Source organism: Mycolicibacterium lacusdiani (assembly GCF_021916785.1).
Classification (GTDB): Bacteria; Actinomycetota; Actinomycetes; order Mycobacteriales; family Mycobacteriaceae; genus Mycobacterium; species Mycobacterium lacusdiani.
In genome coordinates this window covers 525,399-542,906 of sequence record NZ_JAKCFC010000001.1, presented here as the reverse complement: position 1 = coordinate 542,906, position 17,508 = coordinate 525,399, and the positions used below count along the sequence as shown (strand labels likewise).

The 17,508-nt window shown below is 69.3% G+C and carries 14 protein-coding genes; 13 read left to right on the top strand and 1 reads right to left on the bottom strand.

The window, feature by feature from the left end:
• The first annotated feature begins 4 nt into the window (after positions 1-4).
• The 13 genes from prcB (at position 5) to LOK44_RS02650 (ending at position 16,523) form a co-directional block, all read left to right on the top strand.
• Positions 5-883 carry a proteasome subunit beta gene (gene prcB, locus LOK44_RS02710; RefSeq protein WP_237568944.1) on the top strand — a complete coding sequence of 293 codons (879 nt, stop codon included), beginning with the start codon at positions 5-7 and terminating at the stop codon, positions 881-883.
• The gene (gene prcA, locus LOK44_RS02705) at positions 880-1,617 is read left to right on the top strand and encodes a proteasome subunit alpha (RefSeq protein ID WP_237568529.1); all 738 of its coding nucleotides are present in this window, start codon (positions 880-882) and stop codon (positions 1,615-1,617) included. Before prcB ends, prcA begins: the two co-directional genes overlap by 4 nt.
• A 75-nt stretch (positions 1,618-1,692) precedes the next feature.
• Complete coding sequence (locus LOK44_RS02700) at positions 1,693-3,195, top strand: aldehyde dehydrogenase family protein (RefSeq protein ID WP_237568528.1); 1,503 nt, start codon at positions 1,693-1,695, stop codon at positions 3,193-3,195.
• A gap of 13 nt (positions 3,196-3,208) precedes the next feature.
• Entirely contained in the window at positions 3,209-4,744 is a 1,536-nt protein-coding gene (locus LOK44_RS02695) for an APC family permease (RefSeq protein ID WP_237568527.1), read from the top strand.
• Positions 4,737-6,278, top strand: a complete 1,542-nt coding sequence (locus tag LOK44_RS02690; RefSeq protein WP_237568526.1) for a GMC family oxidoreductase — start codon at positions 4,737-4,739, stop codon at positions 6,276-6,278. The genes LOK44_RS02695 and LOK44_RS02690 overlap by 8 nt, the downstream gene beginning before the upstream one ends.
• Positions 6,279-6,330: 52 nt before the next feature.
• Positions 6,331-8,100: a putative nucleotidyltransferase substrate binding domain-containing protein gene (locus LOK44_RS02685; RefSeq protein ID WP_237568525.1), complete on the top strand. Its 1,770-nt coding sequence runs from the start codon at positions 6,331-6,333 to the stop codon at positions 8,098-8,100.
• A gap of 123 nt (positions 8,101-8,223) precedes the next feature.
• Positions 8,224-9,582 (top strand): Pup--protein ligase, encoded by a 1,359-nt coding sequence (gene pafA, locus LOK44_RS02680; protein ID WP_237568524.1) that lies wholly within the window; start codon positions 8,224-8,226, stop codon positions 9,580-9,582.
• A gap of 59 nt (positions 9,583-9,641) precedes the next feature.
• Entirely contained in the window at positions 9,642-10,634 is a 993-nt protein-coding gene (locus LOK44_RS02675) for a helix-turn-helix transcriptional regulator (protein ID WP_237568523.1), read from the top strand.
• The gene (locus LOK44_RS02670) at positions 10,631-11,614 is read left to right on the top strand and encodes a helix-turn-helix transcriptional regulator (RefSeq protein WP_237568522.1); all 984 of its coding nucleotides are present in this window, start codon (positions 10,631-10,633) and stop codon (positions 11,612-11,614) included. The genes LOK44_RS02675 and LOK44_RS02670 overlap by 4 nt, the downstream gene beginning before the upstream one ends.
• Positions 11,615-11,643: 29 nt before the next feature.
• Entirely contained in the window at positions 11,644-11,910 is a 267-nt protein-coding gene (gene tatA / locus LOK44_RS02665) for a Sec-independent protein translocase subunit TatA (protein WP_237568521.1), read from the top strand.
• 62 nt (positions 11,911-11,972) lie between these two features.
• Positions 11,973-12,923, top strand: coding sequence for a twin-arginine translocase subunit TatC (gene tatC, locus LOK44_RS02660; protein WP_237568520.1), 951 nt, complete (start codon positions 11,973-11,975; stop codon positions 12,921-12,923).
• Complete coding sequence (locus tag LOK44_RS02655; RefSeq protein WP_237568519.1) at positions 12,907-15,690, top strand: DEAD/DEAH box helicase; 2,784 nt, start codon at positions 12,907-12,909, stop codon at positions 15,688-15,690. The genes tatC and LOK44_RS02655 overlap by 17 nt, the downstream gene beginning before the upstream one ends.
• Positions 15,691-15,746: 56 nt before the next feature.
• Positions 15,747-16,523 carry a DUF4333 domain-containing protein gene (locus tag LOK44_RS02650; protein WP_237568518.1) on the top strand — a complete coding sequence of 259 codons (777 nt, stop codon included), beginning with the start codon at positions 15,747-15,749 and terminating at the stop codon, positions 16,521-16,523.
• Between the two features lie 10 nt (positions 16,524-16,533).
• Here the strand turns inward: LOK44_RS02650 and LOK44_RS02645 are convergent, their stop codons facing one another.
• Positions 16,534-17,487 (bottom strand): 5'-3' exonuclease, encoded by a 954-nt coding sequence (locus LOK44_RS02645; protein WP_237568517.1) that lies wholly within the window; start codon positions 17,485-17,487, stop codon positions 16,534-16,536.
• Between the last annotated feature and the right edge of the window lie 21 nt (positions 17,488-17,508).

Below are 17,508 nucleotides of genomic sequence, written 5' to 3'. Positions count from 1 at the left end.
AGCCATCAACCCCACGATCTCCGGGCTCCCCGGCGCGCCATCGCTGCAGATGGATTCGTCGTCGTTCTCCGAGCTGCTGCGTAGGCAGGCACCGCACCTGCTGCCTGCCTCGGGGCCGGCCGACGGCACGCCGACGCCCACGAACGCGCTGCCGCACGGCACCACGATCGTCGCGCTGAAGTTCCCCGGCGGCGTGCTGATCGCGGGTGACCGCCGGTCCACGCAGGGCAACATGATCGCCGGACGCGACGTGCAGAAGGTCTACGTCACCGACGACTACACGGCCACCGGTATCGCGGGGACCGCGGCCATCGCCGTCGAGTTCGCCAGGCTGTACGCCGTCGAACTCGAGCACTACGAGAAGCTCGAAGGCGTACCGCTCACGTTCGCGGGCAAGGTCAACCGACTCGCGATCATGGTGCGCGGCAACCTCGGTGCCGCGTTGCAGGGCTTCATCGCCCTGCCGCTGCTCGTCGGCTTCGACCTCGACGACAAGGAGCCTGCCGCCGCGGGCCGCATCGTGTCGTTCGACGCCGCGGGTGGATGGAACGTCGAGGTGGAGGGCTACCAGTCGGTCGGCTCGGGCTCGATCTTCGCCAAGTCGTCGATAAAGAAGCTGTACTCGCGGGTCACCGACGCGGAGTCGGCACTCCGCGTCGCCGTGGAGGCGCTCTACGACGCGGCCGACGACGACTCCGCCACCGGCGGGCCGGACCTGGTCCGGGGAATCTACCCGACCGCGGTCGTGATCGGCGCCGACGGCGCCGAGGAGATCGCCGAGGAGCGCATCGCCCGACTCGCACGCGAGGTCATCGAAAGTCGTTCGCGGGCCGACACGTTCGGTCCCGACTCGGCCAATCACCCGGGAGAGGTCGACCTGTGAGCTTCCCGTACTTCATCTCGCCCGAACAGGCGATGCGGGAGCGCAGCGAACTCGCGCGCAAGGGCATCTCCCGCGGGCGCAGCGTCGTCGCCCTGGCCTACTCCGGCGGCGTCCTGTTCGTCGCCGAGAACCCGTCGCGGTCACTGCAGAAGGTCAGCGAACTCTACGACCGCGTCGGCTTCGCCGCGGTCGGCCGGTTCAACGAGTTCGACAACCTGCGCCGAGGCGGCATCCAGTTCGCCGACACCCGTGGCTACGCCTACGACCGGCGCGACGTGACCGGCAGGCAGCTGGCCAACGTCTACGCCCAGACGCTCGGCACGATCTTCACCGAACAGGCCAAGCCGTACGAGGTGGAGTTGTGCGTCGCGGAGGTGGCTCACTTCGGCGAGACGAAAGCGCCTGAGCTGTACCGCATCACGTACGACGGGTCGATCGCCGACGAGCCGCACTTCGTGGTCATGGGTGGCACCACCGAGCCCATCGCGACGGCGCTCAACGACTCCTACGCCGAGAACTCCACCTTGGAGGAAGCCGCCAAGATCGCGGTCGATGCCCTGCGCGCCGGCGCAGCCGCCGCCAACGGCGCCGAGACCCGCACGCTGGGGGCGTCCACCCTCGAGGTGGCCGTCCTCGACGCCAACCGCCCGCGGCGCGCCTTCCGGCGCATCACCGGCTCGGCGTTGGAAGCGCTGATCCCGGACGCCGAGACCCCCGAGCCCGCCGCCGAATAGGTCCGTTCACCCCAACCGCACGGCGCGGAGCACGTCGAGTGGGTAATGTCCCATCTCGTCGAGAAGGGGTGACCCATGGACGGTGAACCGGACCTGTACATCGGGGGACGGTGGTGCCACGCCTCCGACCGCGGCACCAGGGACGTCATCAACCCGGCCGACGGATCGGTCGCCGCAGTCGTCGACGAGGCGACCCCCGACGACGCCACCGCCGCGATCGCGGCCGCTCGCGCCGCCTTCGACGACGGCCCGTGGCCCGACACGGCGGTCGCGGAACGCGCCGCCGTGCTCGACAGGATCGCCGACCTGCTTCAGCGGGACAAGGAGGAGCTGTCGCTGCTGGAGACCCGCGACACCGGAAAGACGCTGGCGGAGAGCAGGATCGACATCGACGACGTCACGTCGGTGTTCCGCTACTACGCGAGGCTGGTCGCCGTCGCGGCCGACCGCCTCGTCGACGTCGGCGATCCGGCGATCGTCAGCCGCGTCGTGCGCGAGCCGATCGGCGTGTGCGTGCTGATCGCGCCGTGGAACTACCCACTGCTGCAGATGTCGTGGAAGGTCGCGCCCGCGTTGGCCGCCGGCTGCACCATGGTCGCCAAGCCCAGCGAGGTGACCCCACTGTCGACGATCGCGTTCACCCACCTCGTCGAGGAGGCGGGCGTTCCCCCTGGCGTCGTGAACCTGGTGCAGGGCAGCGGCGCAGTGCTCGGCGAAGCGTTGACCACCTCGGCCGACGTCGACTTCATCTCGTTCACCGGCGGGTTGGCCACGGGCGCCACCATCTCGAGGGCCGCGGCCGACAACGTCACCAAGGTCGCCGTGGAACTCGGCGGCAAGAACCCGCACATCGTGTTCGCCGACGTCGCGACCGACGTCGCAGGGCACTCCGACTGGGACGCCGCCGTCGACCACGTCCTCACCGGCGTCTTCCTGCACTCGGGGCAGGTCTGTTCGGCGGGCACCCGGCTGATCGTCGAGGAGTCGATCGCCGACGACTTCGTCAGCGCACTCGCCGCACGGGCAGAGACGATCCGCATGGGCGACGGCATGGACCCCGCCAGCGAGACCGGACCCCTGGTGTCCGAGCAGCATCGGGCCAAGGTCGAATCCTATGTCCAGCTCGGCATCTCGGAGGGCGCCAAGCTCATCACCGGCGGCGCTCGACCGAGTGACCCCGCGCTGGCCGACGGCAGCTTCTACCTGCCCACCATCTTCGACCACTGCGACCGGTCGATGCGGATCGTGCAAGAGGAGACCTTCGGGCCGATCCTCACCGTGGAGCGGTTCACCGACGAGGCCGAGGCGATACGCCTGGGCAACGACACGGAATACGGTCTGGCTGCGGGGGTCCGGACCTCCGACCCGGCGCGGGGCCAGCGCGTCGCGCGTGCCCTGCGGCACGGCACGGTGTGGCTCAACGACTTCGGCTACTACACCGCTGCCGCCGAGTGGGGCGGCTACGGCAAGTCGGGCAACGGGCGCGAACTTGGTCCGTCCGGTCTGGCCGAATACCAGGAGACCAAGCACATCTGGCACAACACGGCACCGGCGCCCGCCGGCTGGTTCAAGGGCTAGGGGAGGACGCGTCATGGTGATCAAGCAGTCGCATGCCGACAGTGGCATGGAGGACTTCGGGTATCGGGAGTCGCTGGACCGCAGCATCGGCAAGTTCGCGAGCTTCGCCGCGGGCGTCAGCTACATCTCGATCCTGACGGGCACGTTCCAGCTCTTCTACTTCGGCTTCGGCACCGCAGGCCCGGCCTACCTGTGGTCGTGGCCCATCGTGTTCGTCGGGCAGATGGCCGTCGCGCTGTGCTTCATGGAACTCGCGGCCAAGTACCCGGTGGCCGGTTCGGTCTACAACTGGTCCAAGAAGTTGGGCAGCAAACTGGTCGGGTGGATGTCGGGCTGGCTGATGCTCACCGCGTCCATCGTGACGATCTCGGCCGTCGCCCTCGCCTACCAGCTCAACCTGCCGCGACTGTGGAGCGGCTTCCAGATCATCGGCGACGGCACCGGCGAGTACGACTACGCCGCCAACGCCGTCCTGCTCGGCACCGTGCTGATCGCGTTCACCACGCTCATCAACGCCCTTGGCGTGAAGCTGATGTCGCGCATCAACAGCGCCGGCGTGTTCATCGAACTCATCGCCGCGGTGCTGATCGTCGTCCTGCTCGCGGTGAACGTGGAGCGCGGACCGGACGTCTTCTTCTCCACCAACGGCTACGGCGCAGGCGAGAGCGGCGGATGGCTCGCGGCGTTCCTGATCGCCTCGCTGGCATCGGGTTACGTGATGTACGGCTTCGACACCGCGAGTTCACTGGGCGAGGAGACCGTCGAACCCCGGCGCACCGCACCCAAGGCCATCTTCCGCGCGATCCTGGCCTCGTTCGTCATCGGCGGCGGCATCCTGGTCTTCGCGGTGATGGCCGCGCCCAACCTCGAGGATCCGGCGCTGGGCGAGAGCACCGGCGGACTGCAGTACATCGTCGAGCAGGTGATGTGGGGCCCGCTCGGCACCATCTTCCTGGTCTGCATCGTGATCGCGGTGACGGTGTGCACGTTGGCCGTTCACACCGCGGCGATCCGGCTCACCTTCGCGATGGCGCGCGACAACGCCCTGCCGTTTGGCGAGCGACTCGCCACCGTCCACCCGAAGACCCAGACCCCGATCATCCCGGCCGTGACGATCGGCGTCATCTCGGTGATCATCCTGGTCATCAACATCGGTCAACCAAAGATCTTCACGGTGCTGACGTCGATCGCGATCATCATGATCTACCTGGCCTACCTGATGGTGACCGGTCCGCTGCTCAAGAAGCGCCTGCAAGGCCAGTGGCCGCCGAAGGACCTCAAGGAGGGCGGCTACTTCACGATGGGCCGCTGGGGGCTGCCGGTCAACATCGTCGCGGTGGTGTGGGGCGTGGGGATGGCGGTCAACCTCGCATGGCCGCGCTCGGCCGTCTACGGCGATCCCTGGTACAACACGTGGGGCGCGTTCGTCTACATCGGCGTTATCCTCGGCGCAGGGCTGCTGTGGTACTTCCTCAAGGGCCGCAACCACATCGGCTGCCTCGAGTCGCATGCCGCCACGACGAAGAGCGAGGCGCTGCCGGATGCCTGAGGGCACAGCCGATTTCGACGCCGCCGAATTCGATTACGTCATCGCCGGCGGTGGGACTGCGGGCTGCGCCCTCGCTGCCCGGCTGTCCGAGGACCCGTCGGTGACGGTGTGCCTGATCGAGGCCGGGCCGTCGGACGTCGACGACGACGACATCCTGGTGCTGAGCGACTGGATGCGCCTGCTCGACTCGGGTTACGACTGGGACTATCCGGTCGAACCCCAGGAGCGTGGCAATTCGTTCATGCGCCACGCCAGGGCGAAGGTGCTCGGCGGGTGCTCGTCGCACAACTCATGCATCGCGTTTTGGCCGCCTGCCGAGGCCCTTGACGACTGGGCCGCGATGGGGGCGACGGGCTGGAGTGCGGCCGAGATCCTGCCGCTGGTGGCACGTCTCACCGAAACGGTGGGGCTGCGCGACGTACCGCCGCGGGACCCCTGCGGCTCGGCGGTGCTCGAGGCCGCTGCGCTGGCGGGTCTGCCGACCGTGGCGTTCAACCGAGGCGAGACCGTGCGCAACGGCGCCGGGTGGTTCCAGATCAATGCCTCCGAGGACGGTCTGCGCAACTCCAGTTCCCGGGCGTATCTGCATCCCATCCTCGACACCCGACGCAACCTCGAGGTGCGCACCGACTGCTGGATCGCCGAGGTGCTGTTCGACGACGGGAAGGCCGCGACGGGGGTGCGCTACCAGCGCGCCGACCTCACCGGCTACGACGTCGTCACGGCCCGCCGGGAGGTGATCCTCTGCGCGGGCGCGATCGACACCCCGAAGCTGCTGATGCTGTCGGGCATCGGGCCGACGGCGCACCTGCGCGAGATGGGCATCCCGGTGCGCGTGGACTCTCCGGGGGTCGGCGCGAACCTCGACGACCACGTCGAGGGGCTGGTGTTCTGGGAGGCGGCCCAGCCGATGGTCACCAGCTCCACCCAGTGGTGGGAGATCGGGCTGTTCACGACGGTCGACGAGGGGCGCAACCAGCCCGACCTGATGATGCACTACGGCAGCGTGCCGTTCGACATGAATACGCTGCGGCGCGGCTATCCGACCACAGACAACGGATTCTGCCTGACGCCCAACGTGACTCAGGGGCGGTCGAGGGGAACGGTCCGGCTACGCACCCGCGACTTCCGCGACCGTGCGCGGGTCGACCCGCGCTACTTCACCGACCCCGACGGCTACGACGAACGCATCATGCTCGCCGGTGTGCGCCTGGCCCGCACCATCGCCGAGCAGGCGCCGCTCAAGCCTTGGGTGGCACGGGAGTTGGCACCCGGTCCGGACGCGACCACCGACGACGAGATCCTCGACTACATCCACCAGTGCCACAACACCGTCTATCACCCGGCTGCGACGGCGCGGATGGGCGCAGCCGACGACCCGATGGCGGTGCTCGACCCGCAGTTGCGGGTCAAGGGTGTGACGCGGTTGCGCGTCGTGGACGCCTCGGCGATGCCGAAGCTGCCCGCGGTGAACCCCAACATCACCGTGATGACGATGGCGGAGAAGTGCGCTGACCTCATCCGATCGAGCTGAGCCGCCGGAGGATCTGGCGGCGTTCCTGGGCGAGCACACCCCGTTCCAGGGGATGTCCGACGCCGAACTGAGCGAGCTGGCCGCGGCGGCCAGCGTCGTCGACTTCCCGGCAGGGTCGGTCGTCGTCGACTACGCGCAGCGCGAGCCGGACCGCGTGTGGATGGTGCGCACGGGGCAGGTGACGTTGCAGGCGGCCGACGGCGCCATGATCGACACCGTGGGCCCAGGCGGACTGTTCGGGTACACGCCGCTGCTGACCGACGGCGACGTCGAATTCGTCGCTCGGACAACGGCTCCGAGCACGCTGGTGCGGCTGCCGGACGGTTTGGTCCGGGCGCGGTTCGCCAAGCCTGCCGGTCTGGCCTACCTGGCGGCGTCGGCGTGGAACGTGGGTACGCCCGAGCGTCCCACCATCGCGCCCGCCACCGACAGCAGGCCGGTCGCGGAACTGCTCCACGGCGAAGCGCTCGTGCTGCCACCGGACACCTCGGTGCGTGACGCCGTGGTAGCCATGACGGCACGGCAGGTGTCCTACGCGCTCACCCGCCTGCGCGGCGGTGACCTCGGCATCTTCACCGACCGCGATCTGCGCACCCGGGTGGTCGCGGCCGGTGTTGCCGTCGACGTCCCCCTCGCCGAGGTGGTCAGTGCACCCGCGCGCACCGTCACCGTCGACCTGACCGCCGAGTCCGTCCTGATGGAGATGCTCGAATGCGGCTTGCGGCACATGCCGGTCGTGACGGCGCGCGGCGAGGTGCTCGGCGTCCTGGAGGACGCCGACCTGCTGGCCGCATCGGCACGGCAGAGCTTCCTGGTGCGGCGGGCGATCGGCCTCGCCGCAGATCCCGCGGCGCTGCAGGTGGTCGGGCGGCGCGTACGGGGGATGGCAGCCGATCTGTTCCGCAACGGGACCAAGGCCTCGGCGACCAGCGCCATCCTGTCGGTGGTCGTCGACGGCATGGTGCGCCGGGCGCTGCAGCTCGCATTGGCTGAGTCGCGGGCACCGACCGACGGGGTGGCCTGGCTGTCGCTCGGCAGTGTCGCCCGGCGGGAGGCGATGCCGTCGTCGGACGTCGACAGCGCGCTGTCCTGGCGCGACGATCTCGACCCGGCAGGTCCGGACCTGCGGGCGTTGGCGGCCCGGGTTCACGAGATCCTCGACGGCTGCGGGCTGCCCTCGGACAGCAACGGAGCCGTCGCGTCGAGTCCGACGTTCGCGCGTTCGCGGTCGCAGTGGGCCGCCGCGGCGGCCGGCTGGCTCGACGACCCGCTGCGCGACCGCGGCCTCATCTTGTCGTCGCTCCTGGTCGATGGCCGGGTGGTGTGGGGCGATCCGTCGCTCAACGCCGTGCCCGCCACCTACCGCCGGATGCGCAGCGAACACCCCAACGCCCTACGCCTGCAACTGCTCAACGCGTTGTCCGAGCGGGTGCGGGCGCGCTCGCTGCGCGACGTGCTGTCCCGGCGCGGCGGCACGTTCGATCTGAAGGCACACGCCGTGACGCCGATCGTGAACCTCGCGCGGTGGGGTGGCCTGGCCGCCGACGTGACGTCTGCGAGCACACCGGAGCGCCTGCACGCGGCGGCCGACGCCGGGGCGCTCTCGGAACGCGATGCGACCACGCTCGGCGACGTCTTCGCGATGCTCCACCGGCTGCGGATGACCCATCAGGTGGCTCAGGTGTCGGAGGGGCACACGCCCGGCGACGTCATCACGATGTCGGAGTTGTCGCCGCTGAACCGCAGTCTGCTCGGCGACGGCCTGCGCGAGATCGCCGCGGTGCAGCGCAGGATGAAGGGCGCCGGATACCTGCTCGGGTGACGTCGTAGCGGCAGCCGTTTACGAATTCGTCGGCGTCTGTCACGACCGACGGCCCGCCGATCCGGAACACACCCTGGGCCACTACCGCAACCTCCGACGTCGACAACCCGTAAGCTCGGACACGTGCAACGGCGAATCATGGGCATCGAGACCGAATTCGGTGTGACGTGCACTTTCCACGGCCACCGGAGACTCTCACCCGACGAGGTGGCGCGCTACCTCTTCCGGCGGGTGGTGTCGTGGGGCCGCAGTTCGAACGTGTTCCTCCGCAACGGCGCGCGGCTGTACCTCGACGTCGGTTCGCATCCCGAGTACGCGACCGCCGAGTGCGACAGCCTGGTGCAGCTGGTGACCCACGATCGCGCGGGTGAGCGCGTCCTGGAGGACCTGCTGATCGACGCCGAGCAGCGCCTCGCCGACGAGGGCATCGGCGGCGACATCTACCTGTTCAAGAACAACACCGATTCGGCGGGCAACTCCTACGGCTGCCACGAGAACTACCTGATCGTGCGTGCCGGTGAGTTCTCCCGGATCTCCGACGTGCTGCTGCCGTTCCTCGTGACGCGTCAGCTCATCTGCGGCGCGGGCAAGGTGTTGCAGACGCCCAAGGCCGCGACGTTCTGCCTCTCCCAGCGCGCCGAGCACATCTGGGAGGGCGTCTCGAGCGCCACGACCCGCTCGCGTCCGATCATCAACACCCGCGACGAGCCGCACGCCGACGCCGAGAAGTACCGCAGGCTGCACGTGATCGTCGGCGACTCGAACATGTGCGAGTCGACTACCATGCTGAAGGTCGGCACCGCCGCCCTGGTCCTCGAGATGATCGAGGCCGGCGTGCCGTTCCGGGACTTCTCGCTCGACAACCCGATTCGGGCCATCCGCGAGGTCAGCCACGACCTCACCGGCCGGCGCCCGGTGCGGCTCGCGGGCGGGCGTCAGGCCAGCGCGCTGGACATTCAACGGGAGTATTACAGCCGCGCGGTGGAGCATCTGCAGACCCGTGAGCCCAACGCCCAGATCGAGCAGGTCGTCGACCTGTGGGGTCGCCAGCTCGACGCCGTCGAGGCGCAGGACTTCGCCAAGGTCGACACCGAGATCGACTGGGTGATCAAGCGCAAGCTGTTCCAGCGCTACCAGGACCGCTACGACATGGAGCTGGCCGACCCGAAGATCGCGCAGCTCGACCTCGCCTACCACGACATCAAGCGTGGCCGCGGCGTGTTCGACCTGTTGCAGCGCAAGGGCCTGGCCGCCCGGGTGACCACCGACGAGGACATCGAGGCCGCCGTCAACGAGCCGCCGCAGACCACGCGCGCCAAGCTGCGCGGTGAGTTCATCAGCGCCGCCCAGGCCGCGGGCCGCGACTTCACCGTCGACTGGGTGCACCTCAAGCTCAACGACCAGGCTCAGCGCACCGTGCTGTGCAAGGACCCGTTCCGGGCCGTGGACGAGCGGGTGAAGCGGCTCATCGCCAGCATGTAGGGGTGGGGGTTGCGTGTCCGGCGGACGGGGGAACCGTTGCCGGGGACTAAACTCGACCGGTGGGGATCTCCAAAGTCGAGCGGTTGATGAATCTCGTCATCGCACTCCTGTCCACCCGCAACTACATCACCGCCGAACGCATCCGCAAGACCGTCTACGGCTACGGCGACAGCCCGAGCGACGAAGCGTTCTCCCGAATGTTCGAGCGCGACAAGAACGAACTGCGCGACCTCGGCATCCCGCTGGAGACCGGCAGGGTGTCCTCGATGGACCCGACCGAGGGTTACCGGATCAACCGCAAGGCCTACGCGCTGCCGCAGGTCGAGCTGACCGCCGACGAAGCTGCCGCCGTGGCGATCGCCACGCAGCTGTGGGAGTCGCCCGAACTGGTCACCGCCACCCAGGGCGCGTTGCTGAAGCTGCGCGCGGCCGGTGTCGACGTCGACGCGTCCGACAGCGACGTCATGATCAGCACCAGTGCCTCGATGCCGGGCCTGCGCGGGTCCGAGGAGGTGCTCGGAATCCTGTTGGCGGCCATCGACTCCGGGCAGGCGGTCCGGTTCCAGCACCGGGCGACCCGCAGCGCCCCGTTCACCACGCGCACCGTCGAGCCGTGGGGTGTGGTGACCTACCGCGGCCGCTGGTACCTCGTCGGGCACGACCGCGACCGCGACGACACCCGCACGTTCCGGGTGTCGCGCGTCGGTGCCGAAGTGGAGGCCATTGGTGCACGTGGCGCGGTGCGCCGCCCCGAGGGCGTCGACCTGCGTGAGATCGTGCATCGCGCGGTGGCGGAATGGCCACCGGGCGCCCAGGCCCGGGTGTGGGTCGCGCAGGGCCGGGCCACCGCGCTGCGCCGCTCGGCGACCGAGATGGCGACCAGGACCATCGGCGGCCGTGCAGGAGACGAACTGGCAGTGGACATCGGCATGCACGACAGGCTCGCCCGCGAGATCGCCGGTTACGGCGCCGACGCGTTGGTGCTCGACCCGCCGGCGCTGCGCGACGACGTCATTGCGCGGTTGAAGGCACAGGCGGGGGTGGACGCATGAGTCAGGTATCGACGCGCCTGGTGCGGTTGCTGAACATGGTGCCGTACTTCCAGGCCAACCCGAAGATCACGTTCGAGGAAGCCGCCCTGGACCTCGGGGTCACCGAGAAGCAGCTCCGCGACGACCTGCAGCAGCTGTTCCTGTGCGGGTTGCCCGGTTATGGACCCGGCGATCTGATCGACTTCGAGATGTCCGGCAAGACCATCGAGGTCACGTTCTCGGCCGGGATGGACCATCCGCTGCGCCTGACTTCGCCAGAGGCCACCGGCATCCTCGTCGCGCTGCGTGCGCTGCTCGAGGTGCCCGGCATGGTCGACCCGGCCGCAGCACGCAGCGCGATCGCGAAGATCGAATCGGCCGCGGGGACGGCCACCGGCGAGGAGGACGGCGCCGTGGTCGCGTCCGACGATCCGGCGCCCGTGGAGAACTCGGCGGCGGCCGCGGTGCGGTCGGCGGTGCGCAACGACCACGCGCTGACCATCGACTACTACTCGGCATCCCACGACGTGCTGACCACGCGGACCGTCGACCCCATCCGCGTGGTGCTGGTCGGCGACCACAGCTATCTCGAGGCATGGTGCCGCACGGCGGAGGCGGTGCGGCTGTTCCGGTTCGACCGCATCGTCGAGGCGCGTGAACTCGACGAACCGTCGGCCCCGCCCGAGCCGGCCGTGCAGGCCGGGCCCGACACGTCGCTGTTCGACTCGGACCCGTCCCTGCCCTCGGCGACGCTGCTGGTGCACCCGTCGGCGGCCTGGATGTTCGACTACTTCCCGCTGCACGTGGTGCGCGAACTGGCCGACGGGACGTGCGAGGCGACGATGACGTACGCCTCGGACGCGTGGATGTCGCGCTTCGTCCTGGGCTTCGGCTCCGGAGTCCGGGTTCTGGAGCCCGAATCGCTGGTCCAGCGGGTGCGGGAATCCGCCGTGGCCGCGCTGGCCGCGTACGAGTCCCTCGCCGCCGAGGTTGGCGGGTAGACTCGAGCTCGACTTCTGGAGGTGACCGAATGGGTGCTCTGCAACCCTGGCATTGGTTGATCGTTATCGCAGTCTTCGTGCTGCTGTTCGGCGCCAAGAAGCTGCCGGACGCTGCGCGTTCGCTGGGCAAGTCGATGCGGATCTTCAAGTCCGAGATCAAGGAGATGCAGGCGGACGGCAAGTCCGACTCTGCGTCGTCGTCCGACGCTGCGCCCGCGACGCCGATCGCCTCCGAGCGCGTCGTCGACCCGACGCCCGCCCCGGCGTCGGAGCAGCCCGACAAGCGCACGGCCTGACGCACGCCTTCACCGGCCGCGACTACTCGTCGCGTCCCTAGTCGGCGTCTTCAATCGATCCCGTGCGTACTCCTGGCATCCTCAAGAGGCTGGACCCGCGCCGTCGGCGCGCGCGGGTCAATCCCGACGGCACCATGTCGCTCGTCGACCACCTGGCCGAACTGCGCAACCGGCTGCTGATCGCCGCCGCGGCCGTCGTCTTCACCACGATCCTCGGCTTCTTCTGGTACACCCACGGTGTCTTCGGCACCCCGAGTCTGGGTGACTGGCTCCGGCAGCCGTACTGTGCGCTGCCCGAATCGGCCCGCGCGACGATCGCACCCGACGGGCAGTGCCGGCTGCTCGCCACCGCCCCCTTCGATCAGTTCATGTTGCGGTTGAAGGTGTCGTTGACCGCGGGCGTCGTGCTGGCCTGCCCGGTGTGGCTGTACCAGCTGTGGGGGTTCATCACGCCCGGGCTCTACAAGAAGGAGCGCCGCTTCGCCTCGGTGTTCGTCGCGTTCGGCGCCGCACTGTTCATGACGGGCGCGGTGCTCGCCTACGTCGTGCTGTCCAAGGCGTTGGACTTCCTGCTCACCGTCGGTAGCGACGTCCAGGTCACCGCCCTTTCGGGCGATCAGTACTTCGGCTTCCTGATCAACCTGCTGCTGGTGTTCGGGATCAGCTTCGAGTTCCCGCTGCTGATCATCATGCTCAACCTCGTCGGTGTGCTGACCTACGAGCGACTCAGGGCGTGGCGGCGCGGGCTGATCTTCGGGCTCTTCGTGTTCGCGGCGTTCTTCACACCCGGCTCGGATCCGTTCTCGATGCTGGCCCTGGCCGGCGCGCTGACCGTGCTGCTCGAGTTCGCCATACAGGTAGCGCGTTTCAACGACCGTCGCAAGGCAAAGCGGGCCGCCAACGAGGCCGTGCCCGACGACCAGGCCGCGCCTATCGGCCCGGTGGAGGACGTCGAGGCCCCGTCCGCCGTGCCGACACCGTCCCGCGTGAGCGTCGATGACCAAGCCACCTGAGCCGCTCGGCGGAGAGCTGGCCAAGTTCGCCAAGGAGTTGCCGTTCGCGCTCGACGCCTTCCAGGTCGACGGGTGCCGCGCGCTGGAGAGCGGGCACGGCGTACTGGTGTGCGCACCGACCGGCGCCGGCAAGACGGTGGTGGGCGAGTTCGCCGTGCACCTCGCGCTCGCGGCGGGCCGGAAGTGCTTCTACACCACGCCGATCAAGGCACTGAGCAACCAGAAGCACGCCGACCTGGTCCGCCGCTACGGCGCCCAACGCGTCGGTCTGCTGACCGGCGATCAGTCGATCAACGGTGATGCCGACGTCGTGGTGATGACCACCGAAGTGCTGCGCAACATGCTCTACGCGAACTCGACTGCGCTGTATGGCCTCTCCCACGTCGTGATGGACGAGGTGCACTTCCTGGCCGACCGGATGCGTGGGGCGGTGTGGGAGGAGGTCATCCTGCACCTGCCCGAGGAGGTGCGGCTGGTCAGCCTCTCCGCGACGGTGAGCAACGCCGAGGAGTTCGGCGGCTGGATTCAGACCGTCCGCGGTGACACCACCGTCGTCGTCGACGAGCACCGCCCCGTTCCGCTGTGGCAGCACATGCTGGTCGGCAAGCGGCTGTTCGACCTGTTCGAGGGCGGGCAGGCCCGCCCCGGCAAGCCGCAGGTCGACCGTGAGCTGTTGCGGCACATCGCGTTGCGCCGGGAGTCGGACCGGCTTTCGGACTGGGAGCCCCGAGGCCGCGGCCGGGGGCGCCGCGACCAGGGTGGCGGCCGACCGACCATCTACCGTCCGCCGGCGCGCCCGGACGTCATCGCCACGCTCGACCGGGAGGGGCTGCTGCCCGCGATCACGTTCGTGTTCTCGCGGGTCGGGTGCGACGCGGCGGTCAAGCAGTGCCTGCGGTCACCGCTGCGGCTCACCAACGATGCGGAGCGGGCACGGATCGCCGAGGTCATCGACCGACGGTGCGCGGACCTCGCCGAGGTCGACCTCGTCGTGCTCGGGTATCACGAATGGCGCGAGGGGCTGCTGCGCGGTCTGGCCGCCCATCACGCCGGCATGCTTCCGGTCTTCCGGCACACCGTCGAGGAACTCTTCACCGCCGGTCTGGTCAGAGCGGTGTTCGCCACCGAGACACTGGCTCTCGGCATCAACATGCCTGCCCGCACCGTGGTGCTCGAGCGACTGGTCAAGTACAACGGCGAGCAGCATGCGCCGTTGACGCCGGGGGAGTACACCCAGTTGACGGGCCGGGCGGGCAGGCGCGGCATCGACGTCGAGGGTCACGCGGTGGTGCTGTGGCAACCCAACGACACCAGCGTCGACCCGGCCGACGTCGCGGGACTGGCGTCCACCCGTACCTTCCCGCTGCGCAGTTCCTTTGCGCCGTCCTACAACATGACCATCAACCTGCTGGGGCACATGGGACCGGCGCAGGCGCGCAGCCTGCTCGAGCGGTCGTTCGCCCAGTTCCAGGCCGACCGGTCGGTGGTGGGCTTGGTGCGCGGCGTCGCGCGCGGCGAGCGGATGCTCGACGAGATCGCCGCGGAACTCGGCGGCAGGGACGCGCCGATCCTGGAGTATGCGCGGTTGCGCGCGGCGGTGGCGGCACGCGAACGGGCACAGTCGCGGTCGTCGCGGTTGCAGCGCCGCAAGGCGACCAACGATGCGCTGACGTCCCTGCGCCGCGGCGACATCATCGCGATCGGCCAGGGCAAGCGCAGCGGGATCGCCGTCGTCCTCGAGCCGGCGGCCGACGTCGACGACCCGCGCCCGCTGGTGCTCACCGAAGAGCGTTGGGCGGGCCGCATTTCGTCGGCGGACTTCACCGGCGCCTCGGCGAAGCTCGGGACCATGACGTTGCCCAAGCGCGTCGAGCACAGGCAGCCGAAGGTCCGGCGGGACCTGGCCTCAGCGCTGCGCAACGCGGCCGCCGGGCTGGACCTGCCCTCGCGCAGGCGGCGTCGCGACGCGGTGGCAGAACCCGACGTCGACCCCGAGGTGGCGCGGCTGCGCGACGAGGTCCGCGCCCACCCGGCGCATCACGACCCGAACCGCGACGAGGGCGTCCGCGTCGCCGAGCGCTACCTGCGCATCGAGCGCGACAACGCCGAGACCCAGCAGAAGGTCGCCACCGCGACCAACTCGCTCGCACGCACCTTCGACCGGATCCTGCTGCTGCTCACCGAACGTGGCTTCATCGACGGCGCGGTCGACGGGGCGCCCGACGAGGATCCGAAGGTGACCGACGACGGCCGGTTGCTCGCGCGGATCTACAGCGAGAGCGATCTGCTGGTCGCCGAATGCCTCAGGCGCGGAACGTGGGAGGGGCTGCGGCCCGCCGAATTGGCCGCCGTGCTGTCGACCGTGCTCTACGAATCCAGGGGCGACACGCCGGGCGCCGCACCCAACCTCGACGAATCGAGCGCGGGACTGCGGCGTGCACTGTCGGCGACCCGCCGCACCTGCAGCGAGATTCGCGCCGACGAACAGCGCCACCGACTGTCACCGAGTCGCGAGACCGACCCCGGTTTCGTCGCGGCGATCTACCAGTGGGCCAGCACCGGCGACCTGACCGCGTCACTCGCCGCCTCGGACGCCAACGGCAGCGGATCACCGTTGTCCGCTGGCGATTTCGTCCGCTGGTGTCGTCAGGTCCTCGACCTGCTCGATCAGGTGCGAAATGCAGCGCCGTCACCGGCGCTGCGGTCCACCGCGAAACGCGCGATGGGCGACATTCGGCGCGGCGTCGTGGCAGTTGATGCAGGGTAGGGTGTTGCCAACGCCTCAGCGCAGACCGGCATGGTAGCCAGCACCAAGGAGAGACGATGAGCGGACCGCAGGGATCCGATCCGAACCAGCAATGGCCGGGTCAGCAACCGCCGCAGGGCGACCCGTCGGCCTGGCAGCCGCAGCCGGATCAGGGGCAGCCCGCGGGTGAGACCCCGGCGTGGCAGCAGCAACCCCCCGCGTACAACCCGCAGCAGTACCCCCAGGGCGAGCAGTACGGGCAGCCTCCGACGGCCTACGGTCAGACGCCCTATCAGCCCCCGCAGACCGAGCAGTACGGCCAACCGCAGTACGGGCAGCCTCCGCAGTACGGCCAGTACGGGGCGCCGCAGTACGGCCAGCCGCCCCAGTACGGACAGCCGCAGTACGGGCAGCCCGGCCAGTACCCGCAGCAGTACGGTCAACCGCCGCAGCAGTACGGGCAGCCGGATCAGCAGTTCGCGCCGTACCAGCCGCCTGGCTCCGGAGACGGCTCGAAGAAGTCGATGAAGCTCCTGCTCGCGGTGGCGGGCGGCGTCGTCGCACTCATCGCGATCGTGATCGTCGTACTCGGCTTCTTCACCCCGGGCTGGTTCGTCGAGAAGCGACTGGACGTCAACGCCGCTCAGACCGGTGTGGCGCAAGTGCTCGGTGACGAGGCCAATGGTTACGGCGCGAAGAACGTCTCCGACGTCAGCTGCAACGACGGCGCGAATCCCGAGGTCAAGAAGGGCGACACCTTCACCTGCGAGGTGAGCATCGACGGCACCAAGCGGCAGGTCACCGTGACGTTCCAGGACGACGACGGCACCTACGAGGTCGGCAGGCCCAAGTAGCTCGCAGGCGTCAGTTGGGAAGCGCGTCGAGCGCTTTCTGCAACCGCCCGACCGACGACACCACGCCATACTCGGCGGCCAGTTCTGCGACCCGTCGCGGATCACGCGCCGACAGCGGCAGCACGTCCGACTCGTTCGAGATGCGTACGGGTGCGTCGCGCGCCACCTCGACCACGGGTATCGCCGCGGTGATGTAGTCGGCGGCGCCGAGCAACTTCTTGCGCTGCGCGGTCGGCATCTTCGTCGTGTGGTCGTTCGCGGCAGCCAGGATCGCCTCCAATGAACCGTGCTGTGCCAGCAGCGTGGCCGCGGTCTTCTCGCCGATTCCCGGTACGCCGGGCAGACCGTCGGAGGGGTCGCCGCGCAGCAGCGCGAGTTCGGCGTAGGCAGGCCCGGCCCTGCCGACCGGAACGCCGTAGGTCTCGGCGACCTCGGCAGGCCCGTAGAGGACGGCCCTCGTCAGTCCGCGGCCGATGTAGAACACCCGGACCGCCACGTGTTCGTCGCCGACGAGTTGCAGCAGATCGCGGTCACCGCTGACCACGACCACCGGGTCGGTGCGCTCCCTGGTGGCCAGTGTGCCGAGTACGTCGTCGGCCTCGTAGCCCACCGCACCCGCGGTGGTGATGCCGAACGCATCGAGCATCGCCATGATCATGTCGACCTGCGGCGTGAGTTCGTCGGGAACCTGCTCGACGTCGGGTTCGTCGGCCTGGACCTCCTCGACGCGGTGCGCCTTGTAGGAGGGGACGAGGTCGACGCGCCACTGCGGACGCCAGTCCAGGTCGAGGCAGACGACCAGGCGGGCGGGCCGATGCGTGGTGACGAGGGTCGCGACACTGTCGAGGAAGCCCCGCAGCGCGTTGACGGGCCTGCCGTCGGGGGACGTGATGGACGACGGTACGCCGAAGTACGAGCGAAACCACATGCTCGCTCCGTCGAGGAGTAGGACCGGTGCGCTCACCCGAGTGACAGTAGCCTCGAG

Coding starts and splice junctions, on each gene's coding strand:
- LOK44_RS02700 (WP_237568528.1), top strand. CDS start 1,693: ATGGACGGTGAACCGGACCTGTACATCGGGGGACGGTGGTGCCACGCC.
- LOK44_RS02695 (WP_237568527.1), top strand. CDS start 3,209: ATGGTGATCAAGCAGTCGCATGCCGACAGTGGCATGGAGGACTTCGGG.
- LOK44_RS02690 (WP_237568526.1), top strand. CDS start 4,737: ATGCCTGAGGGCACAGCCGATTTCGACGCCGCCGAATTCGATTACGTC.
- LOK44_RS02685 (WP_237568525.1), top strand. CDS start 6,331: ATGTCCGACGCCGAACTGAGCGAGCTGGCCGCGGCGGCCAGCGTCGTC.
- LOK44_RS02670 (WP_237568522.1), top strand. CDS start 10,631: ATGAGTCAGGTATCGACGCGCCTGGTGCGGTTGCTGAACATGGTGCCG.
- tatA (WP_237568521.1), top strand. CDS start 11,644: ATGGGTGCTCTGCAACCCTGGCATTGGTTGATCGTTATCGCAGTCTTC.
- LOK44_RS02655 (WP_237568519.1), top strand. CDS start 12,907: ATGACCAAGCCACCTGAGCCGCTCGGCGGAGAGCTGGCCAAGTTCGCC.
- LOK44_RS02650 (WP_237568518.1), top strand. CDS start 15,747: ATGAGCGGACCGCAGGGATCCGATCCGAACCAGCAATGGCCGGGTCAG.